Here is a 20370-nt window from a genome sequence, read left to right as displayed (position 1 = left end):
CAGCCTTTCCGTTCAATCGCTCCTGCCCGCTGCTGCCTTTTGCATTACGTTTGCCAGAAGAAAGTCTCGTTCGGTAATTCCCTGGCTGTCATGCGTCGTCAGGCAAACCTTCACGCGGGAATAGACGTTCGACCATTCGGGGTGATGATTGAGCTTTTCAGCCGCCAATGCGCATTGCGCCATGAAACCGAAGGCTTCCGCGAAGTTCGAGAATTTGTAGGCTCTGACGATTGCCAGCCCGTCCTCCCGCAGGGTCCATCCTTGTAGCTCGGCGAGTTCCCTTTCGATGACGTCTCTCTCGAGTTTGGCATATTGCATGAGCTTCCCCTTATGTTTGCTGTGGATGAGGCATTTCTGCCAAGTCTTATCGCACAACTGCCTCATAGTTTTGCTTTATATGATCTATGAAACGCATAGCTGTCCTTTTTGTTTGCATGGGAAACATTTGTCGCTCGCCATTGGCCGAGGGCATCTTCTCCCATCTGGTCGAGACAAAGAACATTGCAGGTCGATTTCTGATCGATTCGGCTGGCACCGGAGGTTGGCACGCTGGCCATCCGCCAGACCCACGCTCTGTCGCTGTTGCCAGGCAACATGGCATCGACATTTCAAGTCAGAAAGCGCGCCAGGTCAGGGCGGTGGATTTCTTGGACTTCGATGTCATCTTCGCCATGGATGAAGATAATCTTGACCGGCTACGGGCGACTTGCCCGCTTCAGTACAGGCACAAAATCCATCTTTTCAGCCAGTATGCAATTGGCCGAAGCGAGAATATTCCCGATCCCTATTACGGTGATGAAGACGGTTTTCAGACCGTTTACACCATGCTTTTGGACGGCTGTATCCCCGCACTGGAAAAGCTGGAAACGGGCCATGCCTCCTGAAGAGGAAATTCCTCTTCAACGATGTAAGGACCGCCACCGACCGATTCCTTCGACGACATCAGCACGAAACGGGCGATCGTGAAGGGGGATGTGCGAAAATCTCCGCGTCCCGAGAGATAGTGGACGACATCATCCAGCCTTGAGTTTCTGAGCCGTGCCAGGGTGACGTGCGGCGTGAATTTGCGCGGATCTGGTGGAAGGCCCAGTCTCTGGCAAATCCGCTCTATCTCCCCTTGCAGCGCCGTCATTTCCGCAGAAGGGGAAACGCCGGCCCAGATCGAGTGGGGCTTTTTCGAACCGAATGATCCTATCCCCGTCAGATTGACGGGAAATTCTGGTCTGTCTATCCGGTCTAGCCGGTTGACGACCTCATCGGCGGTGCGCCCGTCGATATCCCCGATAAAGCGTAGGGTGATATGATAATTCTCCACGTCGATCCACCGGGCTCCCGGTAGACCACCGCGCAACAATGAGAGACTCATTGCCGCATTGCGCGGAATTTCGAGGGCGGTAAACAGTCTCGGCATGGCGAGCTCCCCGAATCTTTTGGCAGAACAAGCACAGCGAATCATGCAACGCTGTCTGGTGCAAGCGCTTATTTTTTTTGCTCACCGATAGCCTTGATGAAGGTCTCCACCGTCGGCGTCGATTTTTCGACCATCACGGCCACGCCTTTTGTGTTTGGATGCATCCTGTCCTCCAGTTGCAGCGCTTCATTCAGCACGACACCATCAAGAAAAAACGGGTAAAGCTGTAAGCCATGCTTTTCTGCAAGGCGTTGATAAATGGGGTTGAAGCGTTTGGCGTAATCATCACCCATGTTCGGCGGAGACATGATACCCATCAGAAGAACCGGAATATTGCGTTTCTGGAAACCGGATATAATCGCATCCAGGTTCTTCTCCGTCTCGTCAGGGGAAACGCCGCGTAGCGCATCATTGGCACCCAGTTCGAGGATAACGCCATCCGTTCCATCCGGTACGGACCAGTCCGCTCGTGCCAACCCGCCTGAGCTCGTGTCGCCGGAAACGCCAGCGTTGGTAATGGTGACATCCATGCCCTTGGCCTTCAGCGCGGCTTCCAATTGGGCGGTGTAGCTGTCCGTCGGCGGCAGTTGATAACCCGCCATCAGACTGTCTCCAAGACCGACCAGTTGCACCGGTTTATCTTGTGCTTGCACAAGGGATGGTGAAAGCGCGCAGCAGATGACAAGGAATTGAGCGGCGACAGCTTTAAAACGCATGATGATCTTCCTAATTGTCTGGCAGTGCGAGAGTTTTGAATCTTCCAAAGATTGCCATTCCCCATAGATATAGGAACGCGAATTGTGACGAAAAGCATCATTGAGCTGAATAAGGCTGATCTCACCCTGGGAAATTCTGCTGCTTCCGTTCACGTTCTGAAAAGCATCGATCTCAGCATCAACGAGGGCGAAGCGGTTGGCATCGTTGGACCTTCTGGCTCCGGCAAGTCGACGCTGCTGATGGTTCTTGCCGGGCTGGAGCGGCTGGATACGGGTGAGATCACGATTGCGGGAACGCAGCTTCATAAGCTCGGCGAAGACGCACTGGCGGAATTTCGCGGCAAGAATATCGGCATCGTGTTTCAGTCGTTTCATCTGATTGCCAATATGACGGCGCTGGAGAATGTTGCGGTCCCATTGGAACTGGCAAATGCCGCCAATCCTTTCGAGATCGCCAAAAAAGAGCTGATGGCCGTTGGGCTTGGGGAAAGGCTCAACCATTATCCGGGCCAGCTTTCGGGTGGCGAGCAGCAGCGCGTGGCGATTGCCCGCGCACTTGCGCCGTCACCTGCTGTACTGATCGCCGATGAGCCCACCGGAAATCTGGATACGGATACCGGCAAGCAGATTGCGGATCTCCTGTTTTCCAAGCAGGCCGAGCGCGGCATGACCATGATTCTTGTCACCCATGATATCTCATTGGCAGACCGATGCTCCCGCCAGATCAAGGTGCGGTCCGGTCAGATCGAGGGCGATAGCGCGACGTCTGCCGTCGCGCAGGCGGTTTCCGCATGACGCGTTTCATCCCGTCTCTGTTCAATATTCGCAATGCGCTGCGGCTTGCCAGGCGTGAAATTCGTGGCGGCTTCAGCGGCTTTTACATTTTTCTTGCCTGTATCGCGCTCGGTACCGGTGCCATTGCGGCTGTGAATTCCGTGTCGCGCGCCATCACCAGTTCCATTGCCACCCAAGGTCAATCCCTTCTGGCGGGCGATGTGCGCTTCGAGTTGCGCAACCGCGAGGCAACGGCCGAAGAGCGCGGCTATATGGACAGCCTCGGCCAAGTCGCCGTGTCGAGTGGGGTCCGCTCCATGGCGCGGCTGGCCGATGGTTCGCAACAGACACTGGCCGAAGTCAAGGCGGTCGATAACGCCTATCCGCTCTATGGTACGTTCGACGCTGAGCCGGCAACGCCGCTGCCGCAATTGCTGGCAAAGCAGGGCGATGCTTACGGTGCGGTCGCCGCTCCCCTGCTGCTGGAGCGGCTGGGCATCAAGATTGGTGACGAGTTGTTGCTGGGCAATGTCCGTCTCAAACTGTCTGGAACGGTGGTTACCGAGCCCGATGCGCTGTCGGACGGATTTGGTTTTGCTCCGCGTCTTATTGTCAGCCGCGACGCGTTGGCGGCATCCGGTCTGATACAGGCAGGTAGCCTCGTGGAGCATGCCTACAAAATCCGCCTGACCGACACCTCGAAACGCGCAACTATAACGGAAGACACCAACACCGCGTTCCCGAGCGCAGGCTGGTCCATTCGCACCAGTGATCGTGCAGCACCATCGCTGACGGAAAACGTCAATCGGTTTTCGCAATTCCTGACGCTGGTTGGCCTGACTGCTCTGATCGTCGGTGGCGTGGGTGTTGCCAATGCCGTCCGTGCCTTTCTCGATTCGAAACGCACGACAATTGCTTCGCTGAAATGCCTTGGCGCACCTGCAAGCGTCGTGACCATGACCTACCTTTTCCAGATCGCCTTCATCGCCGTTATCGGCGTTGCCATCGGGCTGGCGCTCGGGGCCATCACACCTCTGGTCGCCATGCGCTTTCTGGAGGGTGTTCTCCCCGTTCCCGATGAACTGGCGATTTATCCCGGTGCCTTGTCCACAGCTGCCGTCTTCGGTCTGCTGACCACGCTGGCCTTTGCGATTCTGCCGCTGGGGCAGGCGCGAGAGGTGCCCGCAACGGCACTCTTCCGCGAGCAGGGTTTCGAGGACAACAGGTTGCCGTCGTGGCCTTACCTTGTCGCGACAGCACTTCTTCTCGCCTCTCTCGCCGCACTGGCAATCTTTTCGGCAGAGCAGCGCTATATCGCCTCGGTGTTTCTGGCAGCCGTTGCCTTTGCCTTCGTGGTGCTACGACTGGTAGCATGGGGCATCAAGGCAATTGCCAAGAAAAGTCCGCGTGTTCATTCCGCTGCCTTGCGTCTCGCCATCGGCAATATTCACCGCCCCGGCGCGCTGACGCCATCGGTCGTCCTGTCGCTTGGCCTCGGTCTGACGTTGCTGGTGACGCTCACCCTGATCGATGGAAATCTCCGTCGTGAGTTGACCGGAAGCCTGCCGGAGCGGGCGCCGAACTTCTTCTTCGTCGATATCCAGGGAACGGATCGCGATGGTTTTCGCAGTCTCGTTCAACGCGAAGCACCCGAGGGTGTATTGACCGAAGTGCCGATGTTGCGCGGGCGCATTCTTGCGCTGAACGGGCAGGACGTCACCAAGATTGAGGTGCCGCCTGCGGGCCGTTGGGTTTTACGTGGAGATCGCGGCATCACCTACGCGCAGGACTTGCCGGAAAACGCCAAGCTGTCTCATGGTACGTGGTGGGATAAGGATTACAGCGGCGAACCGCTCGTTTCCTTTGCTGCGGAAGAGGCGGGTGAACTTGGTCTGAAACTCGGGGACAGCGTTACTGTCAACGTGTTGGGGCGCAACATCACCGCGAAAATTGCAAATCTGCGCGATGTTCAATGGGAATCCATGTCACTCAATTTCGTCATGGTGTTTTCACCCAATACGTTCAGAGGCGCACCGCATTCATGGCTGGCGACGCTTGCTGACCCTTCAGCCACGCCCGCCAAGGAAGGCGAAATCCTGCGCACCGTCACCAATGCCTATCCCACCATCACCAGCGTTCGGGTGAAAGACGCGCTGGATGTGGTCAACCGCCTTGTTGATCAGCTTGCCATAGCCATCCGCGCAGCTGCGGCCGTTGCACTGATTGCTTCGGTACTGGTTTTGGCGGGAGCGCTTGCTGCTGGCAACCGCGCCCGCACCCATGATGCCGTTATCTTGAAAACGCTGGGTGGCACTCGCGCCATGCTGATCCGCGCGTTTTCCTATGAGTACATGATACTCGGACTGGCAACCGCCGTCTTCGCGCTTCTTGCTGGCGGGGTGTCGGCATGGTTCGTCATTGCGCGTATCATGAAGTTGCCGTCCAGCTTCCTGCCTGATGTCGCCGTAGGCACGATTGTCGTTGCCCTGGTCATGACGGTCGGAATTGGCCTCATAGGGACGTGGCGAATTCTGGGGCAGAAGGCAGCACCGGTTCTGCGCCATGCGGGCGAGTGATACGAAAAGTTGCGCGCTACTTAACCTTAACGATTAATTGGGGTTCGAGATCGCCAAAACGTTATCGCTTTTCACGCATACGGTGTTTTTTCGGCTCTGAAAGCTCTTGTATCTATAAAGCGATATCATCATATTCTTCTGTAGGCTTGCTGTAGCTCCGCAGCGGCGCCTGGGATATGGTCCAAAGACGACGATATGCCGACACCGTAGCAATTCGGAGCTCAAAAGAGGGTACAATGTCTGACTTCAACAATTACCAGAATCGTATGACCCAGGGTCGTGCACAGTCTGGTGCGATGATCGATGAAGGTCTGCGCACCTATATGCTGAAGGTCTATAACCTGATGGCTGTAGGTCTTGCGATCACCGGTGTCGCCGCATTCCTAACGATAATGCTGGCGACCACGAACGATCCTTCGGCTGCTGCCGCTACACTTCCTAACGGCAAGATGCTGACCGGCCTCGGTGTTGCTCTATACGGCTCGCCGTTGCGCTGGGTCGTTATGCTCGCGCCACTCGCCATGGTATTCTTCCTCAGCTTCCGCATTCAGAAAATGAGTGTTCCGGCTGCACAGGGTACCTTCTGGGGTTACGCCGCTCTGATGGGTCTCTCCCTGTCGTCGATCTTCCTGGTCTATACCGGCCAAAGCATCGTCCAGACATTCTTCATCACGGCTGCTTCCTTCGGCGCGCTATCGCTTTACGGCTACACTACCAAGAAGGACCTGTCCGGAATGGGCTCGTTCCTGATCATGGGTCTGTTCGGTCTCATCATCGCGTCGGTTGTGAACATCTTCCTGCAATCGTCTGCCATGGGCTTTGCGATCTCCGCCATTGGCGTACTGATTTTCGCTGGTCTGACCGCCTATGATACGCAGAAGATCAAGGAAATGTATTTCGACGGTGACGACGTTGCCACAGCTGGCCGTAAGGCCATCATGGGCGCGCTCACGCTCTACCTCGATTTCATCAACCTATTCATGTTCATGCTGCAGTTTCTTGGAAATCGCGACAAGTAAGTCTGATTGATAGAATATGGAAAGGCGGCTCCCGAGCCGCCTTTTTTGTTTGTCGCAGTATGCGCAACATTCACTCTATCAGTTTCAGAACCTTTTCGAAGACCTTCAGAACTTGTTGGAGATCCTGGCCACGCTTCAAGATACGACCGTCGACATTGACGACGCTGAACGCACCCTGTTTGGCGGCAAGTTTCGGGTTTTTCTCGATGCGAAACAGCGGCATCTCACCGGATCGCTTGAAGACGGAAAAAACAGCTCTGTCCTTCAGGTGGTCGATGGCATAGTCGCGCCATTCTCCTTCGCCCACCATGCGTCCATAAATGCGCAAGATCGCATCCAGCTCGCGGCGATGGAAGGTTATCGGCAAGGCGTCCTTGCTCTGTTTGTATTCCCGAAGATCGATGATGGACGAGCTATCTTTTTGAGATGAACCTGCACGCTGCAAATCCGGCTGATCAGTCATCAGGCAACCTCGCTCAACTGCATATGACACAGGAATGACAGTCTGACGGCGCTCAGGCAAAATTGCAAGTCTTGCCACGGCTTCAAAAATGCACTGATAATGGTAATGATTTGGGCAGGCCAACAGGCGTCAAATGCCCTATTTCGGTCAAATCATGGCCCGATTTGGGTGGGATACAGCTATCGTCAATTGATGCCTAGGCACCAAGATGACCCGGTCCGGTGCATTGACCCTTTACCCCCAGCCCCCAATGCCCGGATCGGATCTACCTTATACAGGCGACTTATTTTAGTTTTCCGATGGTGAAAGAACGCTCGCGCCGATGATTGCGGCCGGATTGCCTTGACCGTCCTTGGTCTGCAACAGAACCGCGCAGCCGCCGTTTTTGGCCTTGCTCATAACCGTTGCCGGCAACTTCACGACCATTGATTTTCCATCCCACATGCCAACGGTCTGTACGTCATAAACGCTGTGCCAATAGGAAATCTTCTTTCCTTCGTTTTCGCCCTTCTGGACATCGACGATCTGCTCGCGCGTGAAATAGGCAACAATGACTTCCGCCTTGCCTTGGCCCGCCCCGATATCGATGGCAATCTCATCTTCGATACGCTGCGCCTTCACCGGCACGCTCAGGCCTTCGCCTTCGCTCTTGAAGGTGTCCAGCCTGTTATAGATCGCCTGCATATCGGCGCCTTTGACGTGATCGCGGCCGTTGACGACGGCCTGCGGCGTATAGACGTTGTTACGGCCCAGCGCCCGTGCATAGCCATACTGGCGCTCGGTGTTTTCCTTGGATGCCAGCGAATCCGCCCAGCCGAGATAATTCCAGTAGTCCACGTGATAGGACAGGCCGATCACGTCGCCTCTCTGGATAAGCTTGCGCATCGCCTCGTCTGCAGGCGGGCAGGATGCGCAGCCTTGCGATGTAAAAAGCTCGACAACGCCCTTCACCTGTTGTTCCTGCGCCTGAACCGATACGGCAGTCAGCGCGCTGAAACACAGTGAAAGACCAAATGTCAGAAACCCATATTTCAGAGACATTGCGAAACCCTTGTCTGGACGCTTTCCCAGACTATTGATGCTATCAATACACGTCGGAATGCGCTGCGAAAATAGCGCTGATATCTCTTCAATAGAAAGTCACGATGGGGTGAGGACCGATCACGAAAGATCGGTACATTTCCGCAATCGCTCCACGCAAAAGCGCCGGGATTGCTCCCGGCGCTTTCTTTCATTCTGTTGCGACGCTTATGCAGCCAGATCGCGGAGAACGGTTTGCAGAATGCCACCATTGTTCATGTAGATCACTTCATCCAGCGTATCGATGCGGCAAAGAAGTGGAATTTCCTTCACGGTGCCGTCGCCATAGGTGATCTTGGCAATCTTCTTCTCGCGTGGCTTGATATCGCCTTCGAGACCATCGATCTCGACGGTCTCATCGCCCTTGAGGTTGAGGCTGGCCCATGTCGTACCGTCTTCGAAGGTAAATGGAACGATGCCCATGCCAACGAGGTTGGAGCGGTGAATACGCTCGAACGACTGCGCGATGACGGCTTTTACGCCCAGAAGGTTCGTACCCTTTGCAGCCCAGTCACGCGAAGAACCATTGCCATATTCCACGCCTGCGAAGATGACGAGCGGAACGCCCTCAGCCTTGTAAGCCATGGCCGCATCGTAAATCGACATCTCTTCCTTGGACGGATAGTGGATGGTGTAGCCACCTTCCTTACCGTTTGGACCAAGCATGTGGTTGCGAATACGGATGTTGGCGAACGTGCCGCGCATCATCACTTCGTGGTTGCCACGGCGCGTGCCGTACTGGTTGAAGTCGGCAACGCCCACGCCATTGTCGGTAAGATAAGCACCGGCAGGAGAGGCAGCCTTGATCGAACCGGCCGGAGAAATGTGGTCGGTGGTGATCTTGTCGCCGAAGAGACCGAGAACGCGTGCGCCCTTGATGTTCTTCAGGCCGGTGCCGGTCTTGCCCATGCCCACGAAGTATGGCGGGTTCTGAACGTAGGTGGACTTGTCGTCCCAGGCATAGGTCTGGCCCGGAGGAACCTGAACGGCCTGCCAGTTCTCATCACCCTTGAACACGTCGGCGTATTTGGACTCGTAGAGTTCGCGCGTGACGTACTTCAGGATAAATTCCTGAATTTCGGCAGATGTCGGCCAGATGTCCTTGAGGTAGACAGGGTTGCCATCCTGGTCTTCGCCCAGAGGCTCTGTTGTCAGGTCTTTCTGAACGGTGCCAGCCAATGCGTAAGCGACGACGAGCGGCGGGGAAGCGAGGTAGTTCGCCTGAACGTCCGGCGAGATACGGCCTTCGAAGTTACGGTTGCCGGAGAGAACGCCAGCCGTGATCAGACCCTTGTCGTTGATGGTCTTGGAGATCGGTGCTGGCAGCGGGCCGGAGTTGCCGATGCATGTCGTGCAGCCGAAGCCGACGAGGTTGAAGCCGATGGCATCCAGATCTTTCTGAAGACCGGACTTTTCCAGATATTCGCCAACAACCTGAGATCCCGGTGCGAGCGACGTCTTGACCCAAGGCTTGGATGTCAGACCCTTGGCCACTGCGTTGCGGGCCAGAAGACCGGCTGCAATCAGAACGGAAGGGTTGGACGTGTTAGTGCAGGATGTGATGGCGGCAATGGCAACGTCGCCATGGCCCAGATCAAACTCTTCGCCTTCAACCGCATAACGGGTGTTGAGCTGGCCGGGCTTCTTGTATTCGGTTTCGAGGGACGTCGCAAAACCGGAGGCGATGCCTTCCAGCGAAATGCGGCCTTCCGGACGCTTCGGACCAGCCATGGATGGCACGACTTCGCCGAGGTCGAGTTCCAGCGTGTCGGTGAAGACGAGTTCGGCACCGTCGCCGGTGCGCCACATGTCCTGCGCCTTCGAATAGGCTTCCACCAGCGCGATGCGGTCCTTGGTGCGGCCAGACATGGTGAGGTAGTTGATGGTTTCGCCGTCAACCGGGAAGAAACCGCAGGTCGCCCCATATTCCGGGCCCATGTTGCCAATGGTGGCACGGTCTGCCAGCGTCATCGAATCAAGGCCGGGGCCGAAGAATTCGACGAATTTGGAAACAACGCCCTTCTTGCGCAGCATCTGCACCACGGTCAAAACGAGGTCGGTGGCGGTGACGCCTTCCTTGACCTTGCCCGTCAGCTTGAAGCCGATGACTTCAGGCAGAAGCATGGACACCGGCTGGCCAAGCATGGCCGCTTCGGCTTCGATACCACCAACGCCCCAGCCCAGAACGCCCAGGCCATTGATCATGGTCGTGTGGCTGTCGGTGCCGACGCAGGTGTCGGGGTAAGCGATGGTTTGGCCGTCTTCTTCCTTGGTCCAGACGGTCTGGCCGAGATATTCGAGGTTCACCTGATGACAGATGCCTGTGCCGGGCGGAACGACGCGGAAGTTCTTGAACGCCTGCTGGCCCCACTTCAGGAAGCGGTAACGCTCGCCGTTGCGCTCGTATTCCAGTTCCACGTTGCGGGCAAACGCGGTTGGCGTGCCGAATTCATCAACGATAACGGAGTGGTCGATGACGAGATCGACGGGAACCAGCGGGTTGATCTTTTCAGGATCGCCACCCAATGCCACCATCGCATCGCGCATGGCGGCAAGGTCGACAACGGCTGGAACGCCGGTAAAGTCCTGCATCAGCACGCGGGCAGGGCGGTAGGCGATTTCGTTTTCGACCAAGCCCTTGTTGTTCAGCCAATCGGCAACGGCCGTGATGTGTTCCTTGGTAACGGTCTGGCCGTCTTCGAAACGCAGCAGGTTCTCAAGCAGAACCTTCATCGAATAGGGAAGCTTGGAAACGCCTGTCAGGCCGTTCGCTTCTGCCTTCGGCAAACTGAAATAAACATAATCCTTACCGTCAACGGTAAGAATGGAGCGACAATTGAAACTGTCTAGAGATTTAGCCACGGATAGAAACCCCGCTTCCTCTGATAGCCAACACGCGCGTGCGGACCCCTGTGCACAGGTGCACATCAGGATGCGGGTACGGTCATTTCCGCTGTCCGCACGAGAAGCTGCTTTCGCAACGTCAGGTCCGGCGCCGTATGATGATCACGCCGACCGCTGGCGTGGTTGACACCCATATAGATAATTTCTCAGAAACGTGCCAGACCGGAAAACAACTTAATCGATTTTTTTGCCATCGAGATGATTAAAATCTTAAACGAGATGACGCCATGCTGCTGACAGCAGAAAATCTTGCCGCCCGTCGCGGCGAAGATTTGATATTCATGAATGTTTCCTTCAAGTTAACGAGTGGTGAGGCTCTGATGTTGACGGGGCCGAATGGATCGGGAAAGTCTACGCTTTTACGCGTTATTGCAGGGCTTTTGCAGCCGGAAACGGGGACCGTAAAGATAGCCGGCGAAGGGATCGAAAGTGACACCCGCGCCCATGAAGCCAGCCATTATCTCGGCCACCGAAATGCAATGAAGCAGGAACTGAGCGTTTTCGAAAACCTCGACTTCTGGAAGGCGTTTCTGGGCGATTTCAGTGGCGGCACGTCGGTTGGCATCGAGAAGGCCGCAGAAATTGTCGGTTTGTCCGGCATCACTCATCTGCCATTCGGCTATCTCTCGGCAGGTCAACAACGCCGATTCGCGATGGCCAAGCTGCTGGTTGCATGGCGGCCGGTATGGATATTGGACGAACCAACTGCCGCTTTGGATGCGAGCGCAGATTCAATGTTTACGGCGTTGGTGGAAGGGCATTTGGCGAATGGCGGCATCGTGATTGCTGCGACCCATCAGCCGCTCGGGTTGGAGAATGCGCAGGAATTGCGGATGACGGGGTTTGCTGGGGTGGGGGAGGAGGTGTGGTGATGAATGTCGAGTTTGCCGCTACCCCCTTCTTCACTGCCGGGCATCTCCCCCACAAGGAGGGAGATCGGCTGGGCGCTCTGACACCACGTCACTCTCGACGTAAGAGATGGCCGAAAGGTCGCCGCGAGTCGATCTCACCACCTGTGGGGGAGATGCCCGGCAGGGCAGAGGGGGGTAGCGACACCCATCGAACCCATCCATTATCCACTGGGTGCGGTCTATCCTCATTTGGGAAAACCATCCCATGATCGCCCTCTTCCTCCGAGACCTTAAACTCTCCATCCGCGCTGGCGGCGGCGCGCTCATCGGCGTTCTTTTCTTCATGACCGTCGTCGCCGTCATTCCCTTCGGTGTCGGCCCTGACCTCAATCTTCTGTCGCGCATCGGCCCAGCCATTGTGTGGATTGGAGCATTACTCGCAGCACTTCTTGGCCTCGACCGTCTGTTTCAAGCGGAACGTGACGATGGTTCGCTTGATCTCATCCTCATGCAGGAAAATCCACTCGTTTTGACCGTTCTGGTCAAATGCCTCGCGCATTGGACGGCAACCAGCCTGCCGTTGGTCATTGCCTCTCCTCTGCTTGGACTGTTCATGAATATGAGTGAAGTGGCCATCGGTGCCGTTATGCTGACTTTGCTTGTCGGCTCACCGGCGCTAACATTTATAGGGGCAGTGGGTGCTGCCGTTGCGGTAGCCCTTCCGCGCGGTGGGTTGCTGGTGTCCATTCTCGTGTTGCCGCTCTGCATTCCAGTGCTGATCTTTGGGGTCAGCGCCTCCTATGCTGCGGTTCAGGATCCGGCACCTTTCATGCCGCCCTTCCTGATCCTTATCGGCATCACACTTTTTTCATCGGTCATCGGTCCATTCTTCGCAGCTTTGGCATTGCGCAGTTCCATGGATTGATAAGGATCAATTGCCGCAACCCCGGTCTCACTGTAGAAAGACGCCATGAGCGACAAGAGCCTTGCGATTACCAAGTTCAGCGACCTTGCCAACCCGACGCGGTTCCTGGCATTGGCCTCTCGCATTTTGCCATGGCTGGCCGCGCTTTCGGCGCTCTGTCTTGCCGCAGGCCTCTATATGGCCTTCACCACCGATAGTGATTATCAGCAGGGCAATACCGTGCGCATCATGTATGTGCATGTGCCAGCCGCCTGGCTTTCGATGATGTGTTATACCGTCATGGCAGTGGCGGCGATTGGCACGCTGGTCTGGCGGCATCCGCTGGCAGATGTCGCGCATAAATCCGCAACGCCGATTGGTGCTGCCTTCACGCTGATTGCACTTATCACCGGTTCCCTATGGGGCAAGCCCATGTGGGGCACGTGGTGGGTCTGGGATGCGCGGCTGACGTCCGTCTTCATCCTGTTTCTGATGTATCTCGGCCTTATCGCCTTCAACAAGGCGATGGACGATCCATCCAAGGCGGCCCGCGTCAGTGCAGTGCTCATCCTCGTCGGTTTCGTCAACATCCCGATCATCAAGTTTTCCGTGGAGTGGTGGAATACGTTGCACCAGCCAGCCAGCGTTCTGCGTCTTGGTGGACCTGCGATAGCCTCTGAATTTCTATGGCCGCTGCTGACCATGGCCATTGGCTTCACGCTGCTGTTCTTTACCCTGCACATCGCCGCCATGCGCAACGAAATCTGGCGCAGACGCATAGCCGTCCAGCGCCGACTGGCTGCGCGCCGGGCAAGTCGGGAGAGTGCCAAGTCATGAGCCACGCATTTTATATCGGCATGTCCTACGGTCTGACCGGGCTGATCGTTGCCATTTTGATTGGCTGGATCATGATGGACGGGCGCGCGCGCCAGCGTGAAATGGCTGAGCTGGAAGCCTCCGGCATTCGCCGCCGGGGCCGCACTGGCTCCGTGGAGCAACCGACACCATGATGAAAGACACGGAACGTGGTCCCGTACCCTCGGGCAAGAAGGCGCGCTATGTTCTGGCGCTTTTGCCGCTGCTGGCCTTTGCTGGCTTTGCCGCCATTGCCGCGAAAATGCTGTATGAGCAGGACGTCAATGGCCTTGATGTCAGTGCCATTCCGTCGGCGTTGATCAACACCAAGGCCCCGTCCTTGTCTTTGCCGCCCCTGGAGGGTGCCAATGTTCCAGCTCTTAATGATGAGGCCATCAAGGGCAAGCTGACCCTCGTCAATGTCTTTGCGTCTTGGTGTGTGCCGTGTCGGCAGGAACATCCGATGTTGAAGGAACTGGCCAAGGATGAGCGGCTGAACATTGTCGGCATCAACTACAAGGATAAATCCGACAATGCCTTGCGGTTTCTGGGCGAACTCGGAAATCCCTATGCCGCTATCGGCATCGATCCCAACGGTAAAGCGGCCATCGACTGGGGTGTCTATGGTATCCCCGAGACCTATCTGGTGGATAGAGACGGTACTATCATCTACAAGAAGGTCGGTCCTATCGATGTCGCGACCTATGAGCGGGAGATGATTCCCGCCATCGAAAAAGCCGCCGCCGCCGATTGAGTTAAGGTGTCGGAAGCGCGTTCTGCCATTCCTTGATGGCGTCGATGGGTGCTACCAGCATTAGGACATTCAAGGTCAGATTATCGCGGATGAGCCAGCCGGTAAAAATCTCGAAGACAATGGCGACCACGACGGTCAGCCATATCGGCACGCGGGCGGCGAAAAAGAATCCTGTAACCATGAACACCGTGTCCATCGCCGAATTCAGAATGCTGTCACCGCTGTAGCCTAACGCCATGGTGGCGGTGCGATAGCGGTCGATGATGATGGGCGAGTTTTCAAGAAGTTCCCAGGCGGCCTCGATGAGGACGGCGATGGAAAGACGGAAACCGATCGAACGATTGCGAAACAGCAGCCATGCCAGTCCGTAAAACAGGAAGCCGTGGATGATGTGCGATGGTGTGTACCAATCTGCCAGATGCTGCGAGTTGCCCGGCGTGTTCACGCCCGGCTCGAACAGTTTCACATAACCGCATTCGCAGATGGGAACGCGGCCCATGAAATACAAAATGACGATCTGCAACAGCAAAATTCCTGCGGCCACGCCAAACCAGATATGGGAGGAGGGGCGGGAGCCGGGCATCTGCGCAGGGGTCATTTTTTCTCTTTCGTCAACGGCTCAACCGAATGGCGCATGATAAGCGGCATCTGCGCCATGGTGAAGAGAATGGTGATGGGCATCGTGCCCCAGACCTTGAAGGCGACCCATGTGTCGGTGGAAAATCCGCGCCAGACAACTTCGTTGAGGACCGCCAGGAACAGGAAGAAGAAGCCCCAGCGAAATGTCAGCTTGCGCCAGCCTTCTTCGTTCAGCTTGAAAGCGGAGTTGAAGACGTAGCCCAGCAACGAATGGCCGAACAGCAGCCCGCCCAGAAGGATGACGCCGAACAGCGCATTGACGATGGTCGGCTTCATCTTGATGAAGGTATCGTTTTGCAGGTAGAGCGTCAGTGCACCGAAGACGAGGACGACGATGCCCGAGATCAGCGGCATCATCGGCAAGGTACGGGTAAGAATCCATGATACGGTCAGCGCGAGAGCGGTGGCAATCATGAACAGACCGGTGGCAATGAAGATTGGGCCACCGAATTCCGTCAGCACAGGAAATGTGTTTGCTAGCCATTCACCGCGGGAATTGGCGAAGAAGAACACGACCAGCGGTCCAAGCTCCAGCACGAATTTCAGCAGCGGGCTGATCTCGCGGACCATTTTTTCGCTTTCGCGCTGATTGCTTTCCACGTCCATACTCATACTCCCGCAATCGCTTTGGCGAAATCTTCCGCCTCGAATGGCTCCAGATCGTCAACGCCTTCGCCGACGCCGATGAAATACACCGGCAATTTGTGTTTGGCAGCGATGGCAACGAGGATACCGCCGCGGGCCGTGCCATCCAATTTTGTCATAATCAGGCCGGACACGCCTGCAACATTGCGGAAAATTTCCACCTGGTTGAGAGCGTTCTGGCCCGTCGTCGCGTCCAAGGTCTGCAACACCGTGTGCGGTGCATCGGGGTCGAGCTTGCCAAGCACGCGCACGATCTTCTCAAGTTCGTCCATCAGCTCGGTCTTGTTCTGCAAGCGACCGGCAGTATCGATGATGAGAACGTCGCATTTTTTGGTCCGCGCCTGCTCAAACGCATCATAGGCGAGACCCGCCGCATCCGCACCCAGCTTGGTGCCGATGAATTCCGATCCGGTGCGGTCTGCCCAAATCTTCAACTGCTCGATAGCTGCGGCGCGGAACGTATCGCCTGCGGCCAGCATTACCTTGAGGCCCGAGCCGGAAAGCTTGGCGGCGAGCTTGCCGATGGTGGTCGTCTTGCCGGTGCCATTGACGCCGACGACGAGAATGACATGCGGCTTGTGCGACAGATCAAGCTCCAGCGGTTTGGCGACGGGTGCCAGAACCTTGGTGATTTCGCCAGCCATGATGCGCGCAACGTCTTCGCCGCTGACATCCTTGCCGTAACGTTCCGATGACAGCGCGCCAGTAATTCGCATGGCGGTTTCCAGACCGAGATCGGACTGGATCAGCAGATCCTCCAACTCGTCCAGCGTGTCTTCGTCCAGCTTGCGCTTGGTGAAGAGCGCGGAAATCTGGCTGGTGAGCTGCATGGAGGTGCGCGACAGGCCTGCTCGCAGGCGCTGGAACCAGGAGAGTTTCTGCTCCGGTTCAGCTTCGACCAGCACCACGCGCTCGCTTGGCAAGGAAAAGCCTTTTGGCAGAACGGATGGTGTAACCGGTGTTTCGGTCGTCTCCGACGCGGTGACGGCCTCTGCCTCATCCAGCAAGGCGTCCATGGCCAGTGTGTCGAGTGGCGCGTCTGGATCATTCACGTCCGTTGCGGGTAGCTCGTCCGCTTCGGCTTCCGCCTGAAGCAGTGAAAGTGGCACGATGCCCATATCGCCAGCCTGCTCAGGACCCGGCAAAAGCGGCTTGTCGTCTTCTGGTTCTTCATCAGCAATGGTTGCGTCCGGGGCAGGGCCGCCTGCGGTTTCCATCTCAAGGTCTGAAACCGGATCGTCGGTTACAGGCGCATGAGCTTCCGCTTCGATCAGTACCTCTTCGAAAGAGGCATTTTCGTTGCCCTTTTCAATCGCGGCATCGCTGTCCGGCTTGTCTGTCTCGGTCTTGTCCTTGCCGAAGGAGAAGACTTTTTTGATGAAGCCGAGGGCCATGATCGTTCCGTATCGTTCCGTCAGGCGACCTGCGCAGCCAGACATTGCATATCTAAGTGTTTCCCGTTGTGACCGGTAATCCGCACCTGCGCAAGTGTGCGGGCGGCAAGATCGGGGGCGGCAACGAGTGTGAAATTTTTGGTATGCGCAAAGCCTCTGTTCTCGACGAGAATGGTCTGCTCGGTGCCGACCATCCGGTCGAGATGCGCATGGCTCAAGATATTACCACGTTCACGAAGCCGGGCCGCACGCTGTTTGATCAGGCCTCGGTCCAGTTGCGGCATGCGTGCTGCAGGCGTGCCGGGGCGTGGGCTGTAGGGAAAGACGTGCAGGCTGGAAATGCCGCATTCTTCCGCAAGCGTTGCGGCATTTTCGAACATCTCTTCGGTTTCGGTCGGGAAACCGGCGATCATGTCCGCGCCGAATGCGATTTCGGGCCTCAACGACCTGACCTGATGACAGAAGGCGATGGCATCTGCGCGCATGTGGCGGCGCTTCATCCGTTTCAGGATCATGTCATCGCCATGCTGGAGTGACAGATGCAGATGCGGCATGAAGCGTGGCTCGTCCGCAATCAGGTCCATGAGATGCTTGTCGGCCTCGATGCTGTCGATGGAGGAGAGGCGTAGCCGCAAAATCTCCGGCACCTGCTTCAGCAGCGTCCTGGCCAGATATCCAAGTGATGGCTCACCGGGCAGGTCCGCGCCATAGCTTGTTGCATCCACGCCGGTCAGCACGATTTCGCAATAGCCGTTTTCTGTCAGCTTGCGGGCCTGTTCGACCACGGCACCCATGGGAACCGAGCGCGAATTGCCGCGACCATAGGGAATGATGCAGAAGGTGCAGCGATGGTCGCAGCCGTTCTGCACCTGAATGAAGGCGCGCACATGCCCATCGATATGCTTGATCATCTGCGGCGCGGTGGCCTTGATGCTCATGATATCGTTGACGCGCAGCTTTTCTTCGGCAGAAACACCGAAATCCGGCAAAGCGCGGTAGGAAGCGCTTGTCAGCTTTTCCTCATTGCCCAGCACGGCGTCCACTTCCGGCATTTCGGCGAAGGTCTGCTTTTCCGTCTGTGCGGCGCAGCCGGTGACGATGATGCGGGCATGCGGATTTTCCCGGCGGGCGCGGCGGATGGCGGCACGGGCCTGACGCACGGCCTCGCCGGTGACTGCGCAGGTGTTGACCAGCACGGCATTGTTCAGCCCTGCCTTTTCAGCCTGCGCCCGCATCACTTCCGATTCGTAGGTGTTGAGGCGGCAGCCGAAGGTTATGACCTCGACGCCGCTCATAAGGCCGCCTTTTCCTGCGCCGTATCGCGCGCCCAGGTGCCGTTGACGGGATCGACTCTGCCAGCCCATTCCCACTCGGCGGGACCGGTCATGACGACGTGGTTGTCTTCGCGCCATTCGATGGTCAGCGGAATGCGAACGGGGCTGGAGGCGACATCGATCTCGACGGTGCGGCCCGTGCGCCCGGTGCGGGCGGCGGAAACGGCAGCGGCGCAGGCGGCAGAGCCGCAGGCCAGCGTCAGGCCCGCGCCGCGCTCGAAGGTGCGGGTGCGCAAGGCTGTGTCGGAGATGACCTGCGCCAGCGTGATATTGGCTTTTTCCGGAAACATCGGATGGTTTTCGAGCAACGGACCAAAGCGCTCGAGATCGAACGTCATGGGATCGCTTTTCACCCAGAAGACCGCATGCGGATTGCCCATCGACATGACCGCTGGCGAATGCAGAACGGGGTTGTCGATCGGCCCGATCTGAAGCTCGATGCGGCTGGTATCGTGGAATTCCTCGGCCAGCGGTATATCGTCCCAGCGAAAGCGGGGCATGCCCATATCGACGGAAATCATACCGTCTTCGTGTTCGCTGGCGTTCAAAATGCCCGCAACGGTCTGGAAGGTGAAGGTCTTCTTGCCGGTCTCCGACGCCAGTGCCTGCACGACGCAACGGGTGCCATTGCCACAGGCTTGCGCCTTGGTGCCATCGCAATTGAGGATATCGATATAGGCGTCCGTTCCTTGCGCACGCGGATCGTGGATGGCCATGATCTGGTCAAAGGCGGTTTCAGCATGGGCGTTCAGCGCAATCGCCGCCTGCGGTGTGACCATATCCTTGCGGCCGCGCATATCGACAACAAGGATCTTGTTACCAAGCCCATTCATCTTCGCAAATTCGACCGTATCAGACATGATCCTGAACCTGTTGGGGGTGATCGCGCAGGGTGGCTGCGCAGTTGCCTCTATATGGCGGAAATGATGGGGAATTACCAGTGTTTGGTGAGCGCTGTTCTCTCGGTGCGCAGTTGATGTTTACGGGGGAGTGGCGAGAGGACGTTAGTGCAGGAGCAAGCTCGCCCCCTCTGCCCTGCCGGGCATCTCCCCCACAGGTGGGGAGATCGACTCGCGGCAACCTCTAGCCCCTCTCATCAGTTTCGGGAGGGGCTGGCGCTGAAGATGCGGTCGAACCGGCGAGCCAGCGCCCAGCCAATCTCCCCACCTGTGAGGGAGATGCCCGGCAGGGCAGAAGGGGGTGAGCCACACCCGCAAACGCAAACATACACTCCGCCACCAAATCCAATCCTGTCAAAAACCCCGGCCACCACACACGCATGCTTCGCCGTTCACGCGGCAGCACCTGCCCGTGGCTTGATCTGTTCTCTGGTCCCACAACCATTTGCGGCCATGGTATTTCGGACGGGGCGCTGCAAGCTGCCTCGTTTGGTAGTGTAAGAATGGCACCTTTCAGCGCCCCGTTCGGCTCTTTTGGCCAAACAGCAATCCACTTGCCACGGCTGGCAGAAACCGGATGGCAAAGGGGAAACCTTGCCGGAGAACCGGTCGGACATGTTCAAGGTCCGACCCTTCCCATCCGGGTGGCGAACTCCATTGCTGGATGATCGCCCTGCCAGTTCGGCTGCACCTGCCTTCGATTTGCTCCCGCGCCGATAATCCAGGGGCGGAAGGATCGATCCGTTTTTCGCAAGGGCTGCCACGTCCGTGGTGGATGCGGCAGTCTCTTGCGATCCGTCCGCGCTGTTTCGCAACAGTGCGGGGCAGATGCAGCGTGTTCCTGTGTACCGCCTGACTTTCGCTTCAATCCCCGTGGTCGCGTTCGACCTGGGGGACGATGAGCTGTCGGTACACCCGGCGACCAAGCTCCTGGCGGATGCATCGGTATGGCGAAGACGTTCAGTCTTCACCTCACGACGCGGCCAGGTCGGGCATCGGGAGAATGACACCGGCCGGTCCGAAACCGGTGTCCTCCTCCTCCCGTTGCCGCCGGGGGGATTGCTGCCGGACCCCAGTGACAGAGAGGATGCGTAACCTCCCTGTCACCAGCGCCGGTCCCGCCTCGCCGCAACGCCTTGCGGTGTATCCGAG

At 57.2% G+C, this 20370-nt stretch carries 21 protein-coding genes; 9 read left to right on the top strand and 12 right to left on the bottom strand.

The features are described from left to right. Positions 1-12: 12 nt before the first annotated feature. Entirely contained in the window at positions 13-318 is a 306-nt protein-coding gene (locus tag ATO67_RS06925) for a 4a-hydroxytetrahydrobiopterin dehydratase (RefSeq protein ID WP_067646264.1), read from the bottom strand. 86 nt (positions 319-404) lie between these two features. Here ATO67_RS06925 and ATO67_RS06920 point away from each other — a divergent pair, with 86 nt between their 5' ends. Then, a complete protein-coding gene (locus ATO67_RS06920) occupies positions 405-884 on the top strand; it encodes a low molecular weight protein-tyrosine-phosphatase (protein WP_067645986.1) in 480 nt (159 codons plus the stop codon). On the opposite strand, the gene thpR is transcribed toward ATO67_RS06920, so the two are convergent. Both thpR and ATO67_RS06910 read right to left on the bottom strand, forming a co-directional pair. Beyond that, a complete protein-coding gene (gene thpR, locus ATO67_RS06915; RefSeq protein ID WP_067645984.1) occupies positions 818-1411 on the bottom strand; it encodes an RNA 2',3'-cyclic phosphodiesterase in 594 nt (197 codons plus the stop codon). The genes ATO67_RS06920 and thpR overlap by 67 nt on opposite strands. Positions 1412-1479: 68 nt before the next feature. Continuing rightward, positions 1480-2127 carry an arylesterase gene (locus tag ATO67_RS06910; protein ID WP_067645981.1) on the bottom strand — a complete coding sequence of 216 codons (648 nt, stop codon included), beginning with the start codon at positions 2125-2127 and terminating at the stop codon, positions 1480-1482. An 84-nt stretch (positions 2128-2211) separates the two neighbouring features. Between ATO67_RS06910 and ATO67_RS06905 the strand changes: the two genes are divergently transcribed. The 3 genes from ATO67_RS06905 to ATO67_RS06895 all read left to right on the top strand — a co-directional run bounded on the left by ATO67_RS06905 (position 2212) and on the right by ATO67_RS06895 (position 6496). Beyond that, a complete protein-coding gene (locus tag ATO67_RS06905) occupies positions 2212-2922 on the top strand; it encodes an ABC transporter ATP-binding protein (RefSeq protein ID WP_067645979.1) in 711 nt (236 codons plus the stop codon). Then, positions 2919-5477, top strand: a complete 2559-nt coding sequence (locus ATO67_RS06900) for an ABC transporter permease (protein ID WP_067645977.1) — start codon at positions 2919-2921, stop codon at positions 5475-5477. Before ATO67_RS06905 ends, ATO67_RS06900 begins: the two co-directional genes overlap by 4 nt. A 236-nt stretch (positions 5478-5713) precedes the next feature. Then, positions 5714-6496, top strand: a complete 783-nt coding sequence (locus ATO67_RS06895) for a Bax inhibitor-1/YccA family protein (protein ID WP_067645975.1) — start codon at positions 5714-5716, stop codon at positions 6494-6496. A gap of 70 nt (positions 6497-6566) precedes the next feature. Here the strand turns inward: ATO67_RS06895 and ATO67_RS06890 are convergent, their stop codons facing one another. The 3 genes from ATO67_RS06890 to acnA form a co-directional block, all read right to left on the bottom strand. Then, entirely contained in the window at positions 6567-6959 is a 393-nt protein-coding gene (locus ATO67_RS06890; protein WP_067645973.1) for a DUF2794 domain-containing protein, read from the bottom strand. Positions 6960-7247: 288 nt separating this feature from the next. After that, positions 7248-8000, bottom strand: coding sequence for a DUF1223 domain-containing protein (locus tag ATO67_RS06885; protein ID WP_067645971.1), 753 nt, complete (start codon positions 7998-8000; stop codon positions 7248-7250). Between the two features lie 207 nt (positions 8001-8207). After that, the gene (acnA, locus tag ATO67_RS06880; RefSeq protein WP_067645969.1) at positions 8208-10901 is read right to left on the bottom strand and encodes an aconitate hydratase AcnA; all 2694 of its coding nucleotides are present in this window, start codon (positions 10899-10901) and stop codon (positions 8208-8210) included. A 269-nt stretch (positions 10902-11170) separates the two neighbouring features. Here acnA and ccmA point away from each other — a divergent pair, with 269 nt between their 5' ends. From ccmA to ATO67_RS06855, 5 genes are all read left to right on the top strand, one after another. Then, positions 11171-11815 (top strand): heme ABC exporter ATP-binding protein CcmA, encoded by a 645-nt coding sequence (ccmA, locus tag ATO67_RS06875; protein ID WP_067645966.1) that lies wholly within the window; start codon positions 11171-11173, stop codon positions 11813-11815. Between the two features lie 244 nt (positions 11816-12059). Beyond that, positions 12060-12719, top strand: coding sequence for a heme exporter protein CcmB (gene ccmB / locus ATO67_RS06870; protein ID WP_067645965.1), 660 nt, complete (start codon positions 12060-12062; stop codon positions 12717-12719). A 45-nt stretch (positions 12720-12764) separates the two neighbouring features. After that, a complete protein-coding gene (locus ATO67_RS06865; RefSeq protein WP_067645963.1) occupies positions 12765-13535 on the top strand; it encodes a heme ABC transporter permease in 771 nt (256 codons plus the stop codon). Continuing rightward, on the top strand, positions 13532-13708 hold the full coding sequence (ccmD, locus tag ATO67_RS06860; protein WP_067645961.1) for a heme exporter protein CcmD: 177 nt from the start codon (positions 13532-13534) through the stop codon (positions 13706-13708). Before ATO67_RS06865 ends, ccmD begins: the two co-directional genes overlap by 4 nt. Further along, entirely contained in the window at positions 13708-14307 is a 600-nt protein-coding gene (locus ATO67_RS06855) for a DsbE family thiol:disulfide interchange protein (protein ID WP_173645926.1), read from the top strand. The genes ccmD and ATO67_RS06855 overlap by 1 nt, the downstream gene beginning before the upstream one ends. Before the next feature lies 1 nt (position 14308). Here the strand turns inward: ATO67_RS06855 and ATO67_RS06850 are convergent, their stop codons facing one another. From ATO67_RS06850 to ATO67_RS23350, 6 genes are all read right to left on the bottom strand, one after another. After that, positions 14309-14905 carry a DUF2585 domain-containing protein gene (locus ATO67_RS06850; protein ID WP_067645957.1) on the bottom strand — a complete coding sequence of 199 codons (597 nt, stop codon included), beginning with the start codon at positions 14903-14905 and terminating at the stop codon, positions 14309-14311. Continuing rightward, a complete protein-coding gene (locus ATO67_RS06845; RefSeq protein WP_067645955.1) occupies positions 14902-15552 on the bottom strand; it encodes a septation protein A in 651 nt (216 codons plus the stop codon). Before ATO67_RS06845 ends, ATO67_RS06850 begins: the two co-directional genes overlap by 4 nt. Before the next feature lie 2 nt (positions 15553-15554). Beyond that, complete coding sequence (gene ftsY / locus ATO67_RS06840) at positions 15555-16985, bottom strand: signal recognition particle-docking protein FtsY (RefSeq protein ID WP_067646261.1); 1431 nt, start codon at positions 16983-16985, stop codon at positions 15555-15557. 20 nt (positions 16986-17005) lie between these two features. Beyond that, positions 17006-18280 carry a tRNA (N(6)-L-threonylcarbamoyladenosine(37)-C(2))-methylthiotransferase MtaB gene (gene mtaB, locus ATO67_RS06835; RefSeq protein WP_067645952.1) on the bottom strand — a complete coding sequence of 425 codons (1275 nt, stop codon included), beginning with the start codon at positions 18278-18280 and terminating at the stop codon, positions 17006-17008. After that, the gene (gene dapF, locus ATO67_RS06830; RefSeq protein ID WP_067645950.1) at positions 18277-19179 is read right to left on the bottom strand and encodes a diaminopimelate epimerase; all 903 of its coding nucleotides are present in this window, start codon (positions 19177-19179) and stop codon (positions 18277-18279) included. Before dapF ends, mtaB begins: the two co-directional genes overlap by 4 nt. Before the next feature lie 1011 nt (positions 19180-20190). Then, positions 20191-20370, bottom strand: a 180-nt coding sequence (locus ATO67_RS23350) for a hypothetical protein (protein ID WP_210176112.1), incomplete at its 5' end; no start/stop codon positions are given.

The organism is Agrobacterium bohemicum, assembly GCF_001562555.1.
In the GTDB taxonomy this organism is placed as follows: domain Bacteria; phylum Pseudomonadota; class Alphaproteobacteria; order Rhizobiales; family Rhizobiaceae; genus Agrobacterium; species Agrobacterium bohemicum.
Note: the sequence above shows the minus strand (reverse complement) of the source record. Positions and strands in the feature narration are given on the sequence as shown.

Coding starts and splice junctions, on each gene's coding strand:
- ATO67_RS06925 (WP_067646264.1), bottom strand. CDS start 318: ATGCAATATGCCAAACTCGAGAGAGACGTCATCGAAAGGGAACTCGCC.
- ATO67_RS06920 (WP_067645986.1), top strand. CDS start 405: ATGAAACGCATAGCTGTCCTTTTTGTTTGCATGGGAAACATTTGTCGC.
- thpR (WP_067645984.1), bottom strand. CDS start 1,411: ATGCCGAGACTGTTTACCGCCCTCGAAATTCCGCGCAATGCGGCAATG.
- ATO67_RS06910 (WP_067645981.1), bottom strand. CDS start 2,127: ATGCGTTTTAAAGCTGTCGCCGCTCAATTCCTTGTCATCTGCTGCGCG.
- ATO67_RS06900 (WP_067645977.1), top strand. CDS start 2,919: ATGACGCGTTTCATCCCGTCTCTGTTCAATATTCGCAATGCGCTGCGG.
- ATO67_RS06895 (WP_067645975.1), top strand. CDS start 5,714: ATGTCTGACTTCAACAATTACCAGAATCGTATGACCCAGGGTCGTGCA.
- ATO67_RS06890 (WP_067645973.1), bottom strand. CDS start 6,959: ATGACTGATCAGCCGGATTTGCAGCGTGCAGGTTCATCTCAAAAAGAT.
- ATO67_RS06885 (WP_067645971.1), bottom strand. CDS start 8,000: ATGTCTCTGAAATATGGGTTTCTGACATTTGGTCTTTCACTGTGTTTC.
- ccmA (WP_067645966.1), top strand. CDS start 11,171: ATGCTGCTGACAGCAGAAAATCTTGCCGCCCGTCGCGGCGAAGATTTG.
- ccmB (WP_067645965.1), top strand. CDS start 12,060: ATGATCGCCCTCTTCCTCCGAGACCTTAAACTCTCCATCCGCGCTGGC.
- ATO67_RS06865 (WP_067645963.1), top strand. CDS start 12,765: ATGAGCGACAAGAGCCTTGCGATTACCAAGTTCAGCGACCTTGCCAAC.
- ccmD (WP_067645961.1), top strand. CDS start 13,532: ATGAGCCACGCATTTTATATCGGCATGTCCTACGGTCTGACCGGGCTG.
- ATO67_RS06855 (WP_173645926.1), top strand. CDS start 13,708: ATGAAAGACACGGAACGTGGTCCCGTACCCTCGGGCAAGAAGGCGCGC.
- ATO67_RS06850 (WP_067645957.1), bottom strand. CDS start 14,905: ATGACCCCTGCGCAGATGCCCGGCTCCCGCCCCTCCTCCCATATCTGG.
- ATO67_RS06845 (WP_067645955.1), bottom strand. CDS start 15,552: ATGGACGTGGAAAGCAATCAGCGCGAAAGCGAAAAAATGGTCCGCGAG.
- ftsY (WP_067646261.1), bottom strand. CDS start 16,985: ATGGCCCTCGGCTTCATCAAAAAAGTCTTCTCCTTCGGCAAGGACAAG.
- mtaB (WP_067645952.1), bottom strand. CDS start 18,280: ATGAGCGGCGTCGAGGTCATAACCTTCGGCTGCCGCCTCAACACCTAC.
- dapF (WP_067645950.1), bottom strand. CDS start 19,179: ATGTCTGATACGGTCGAATTTGCGAAGATGAATGGGCTTGGTAACAAG.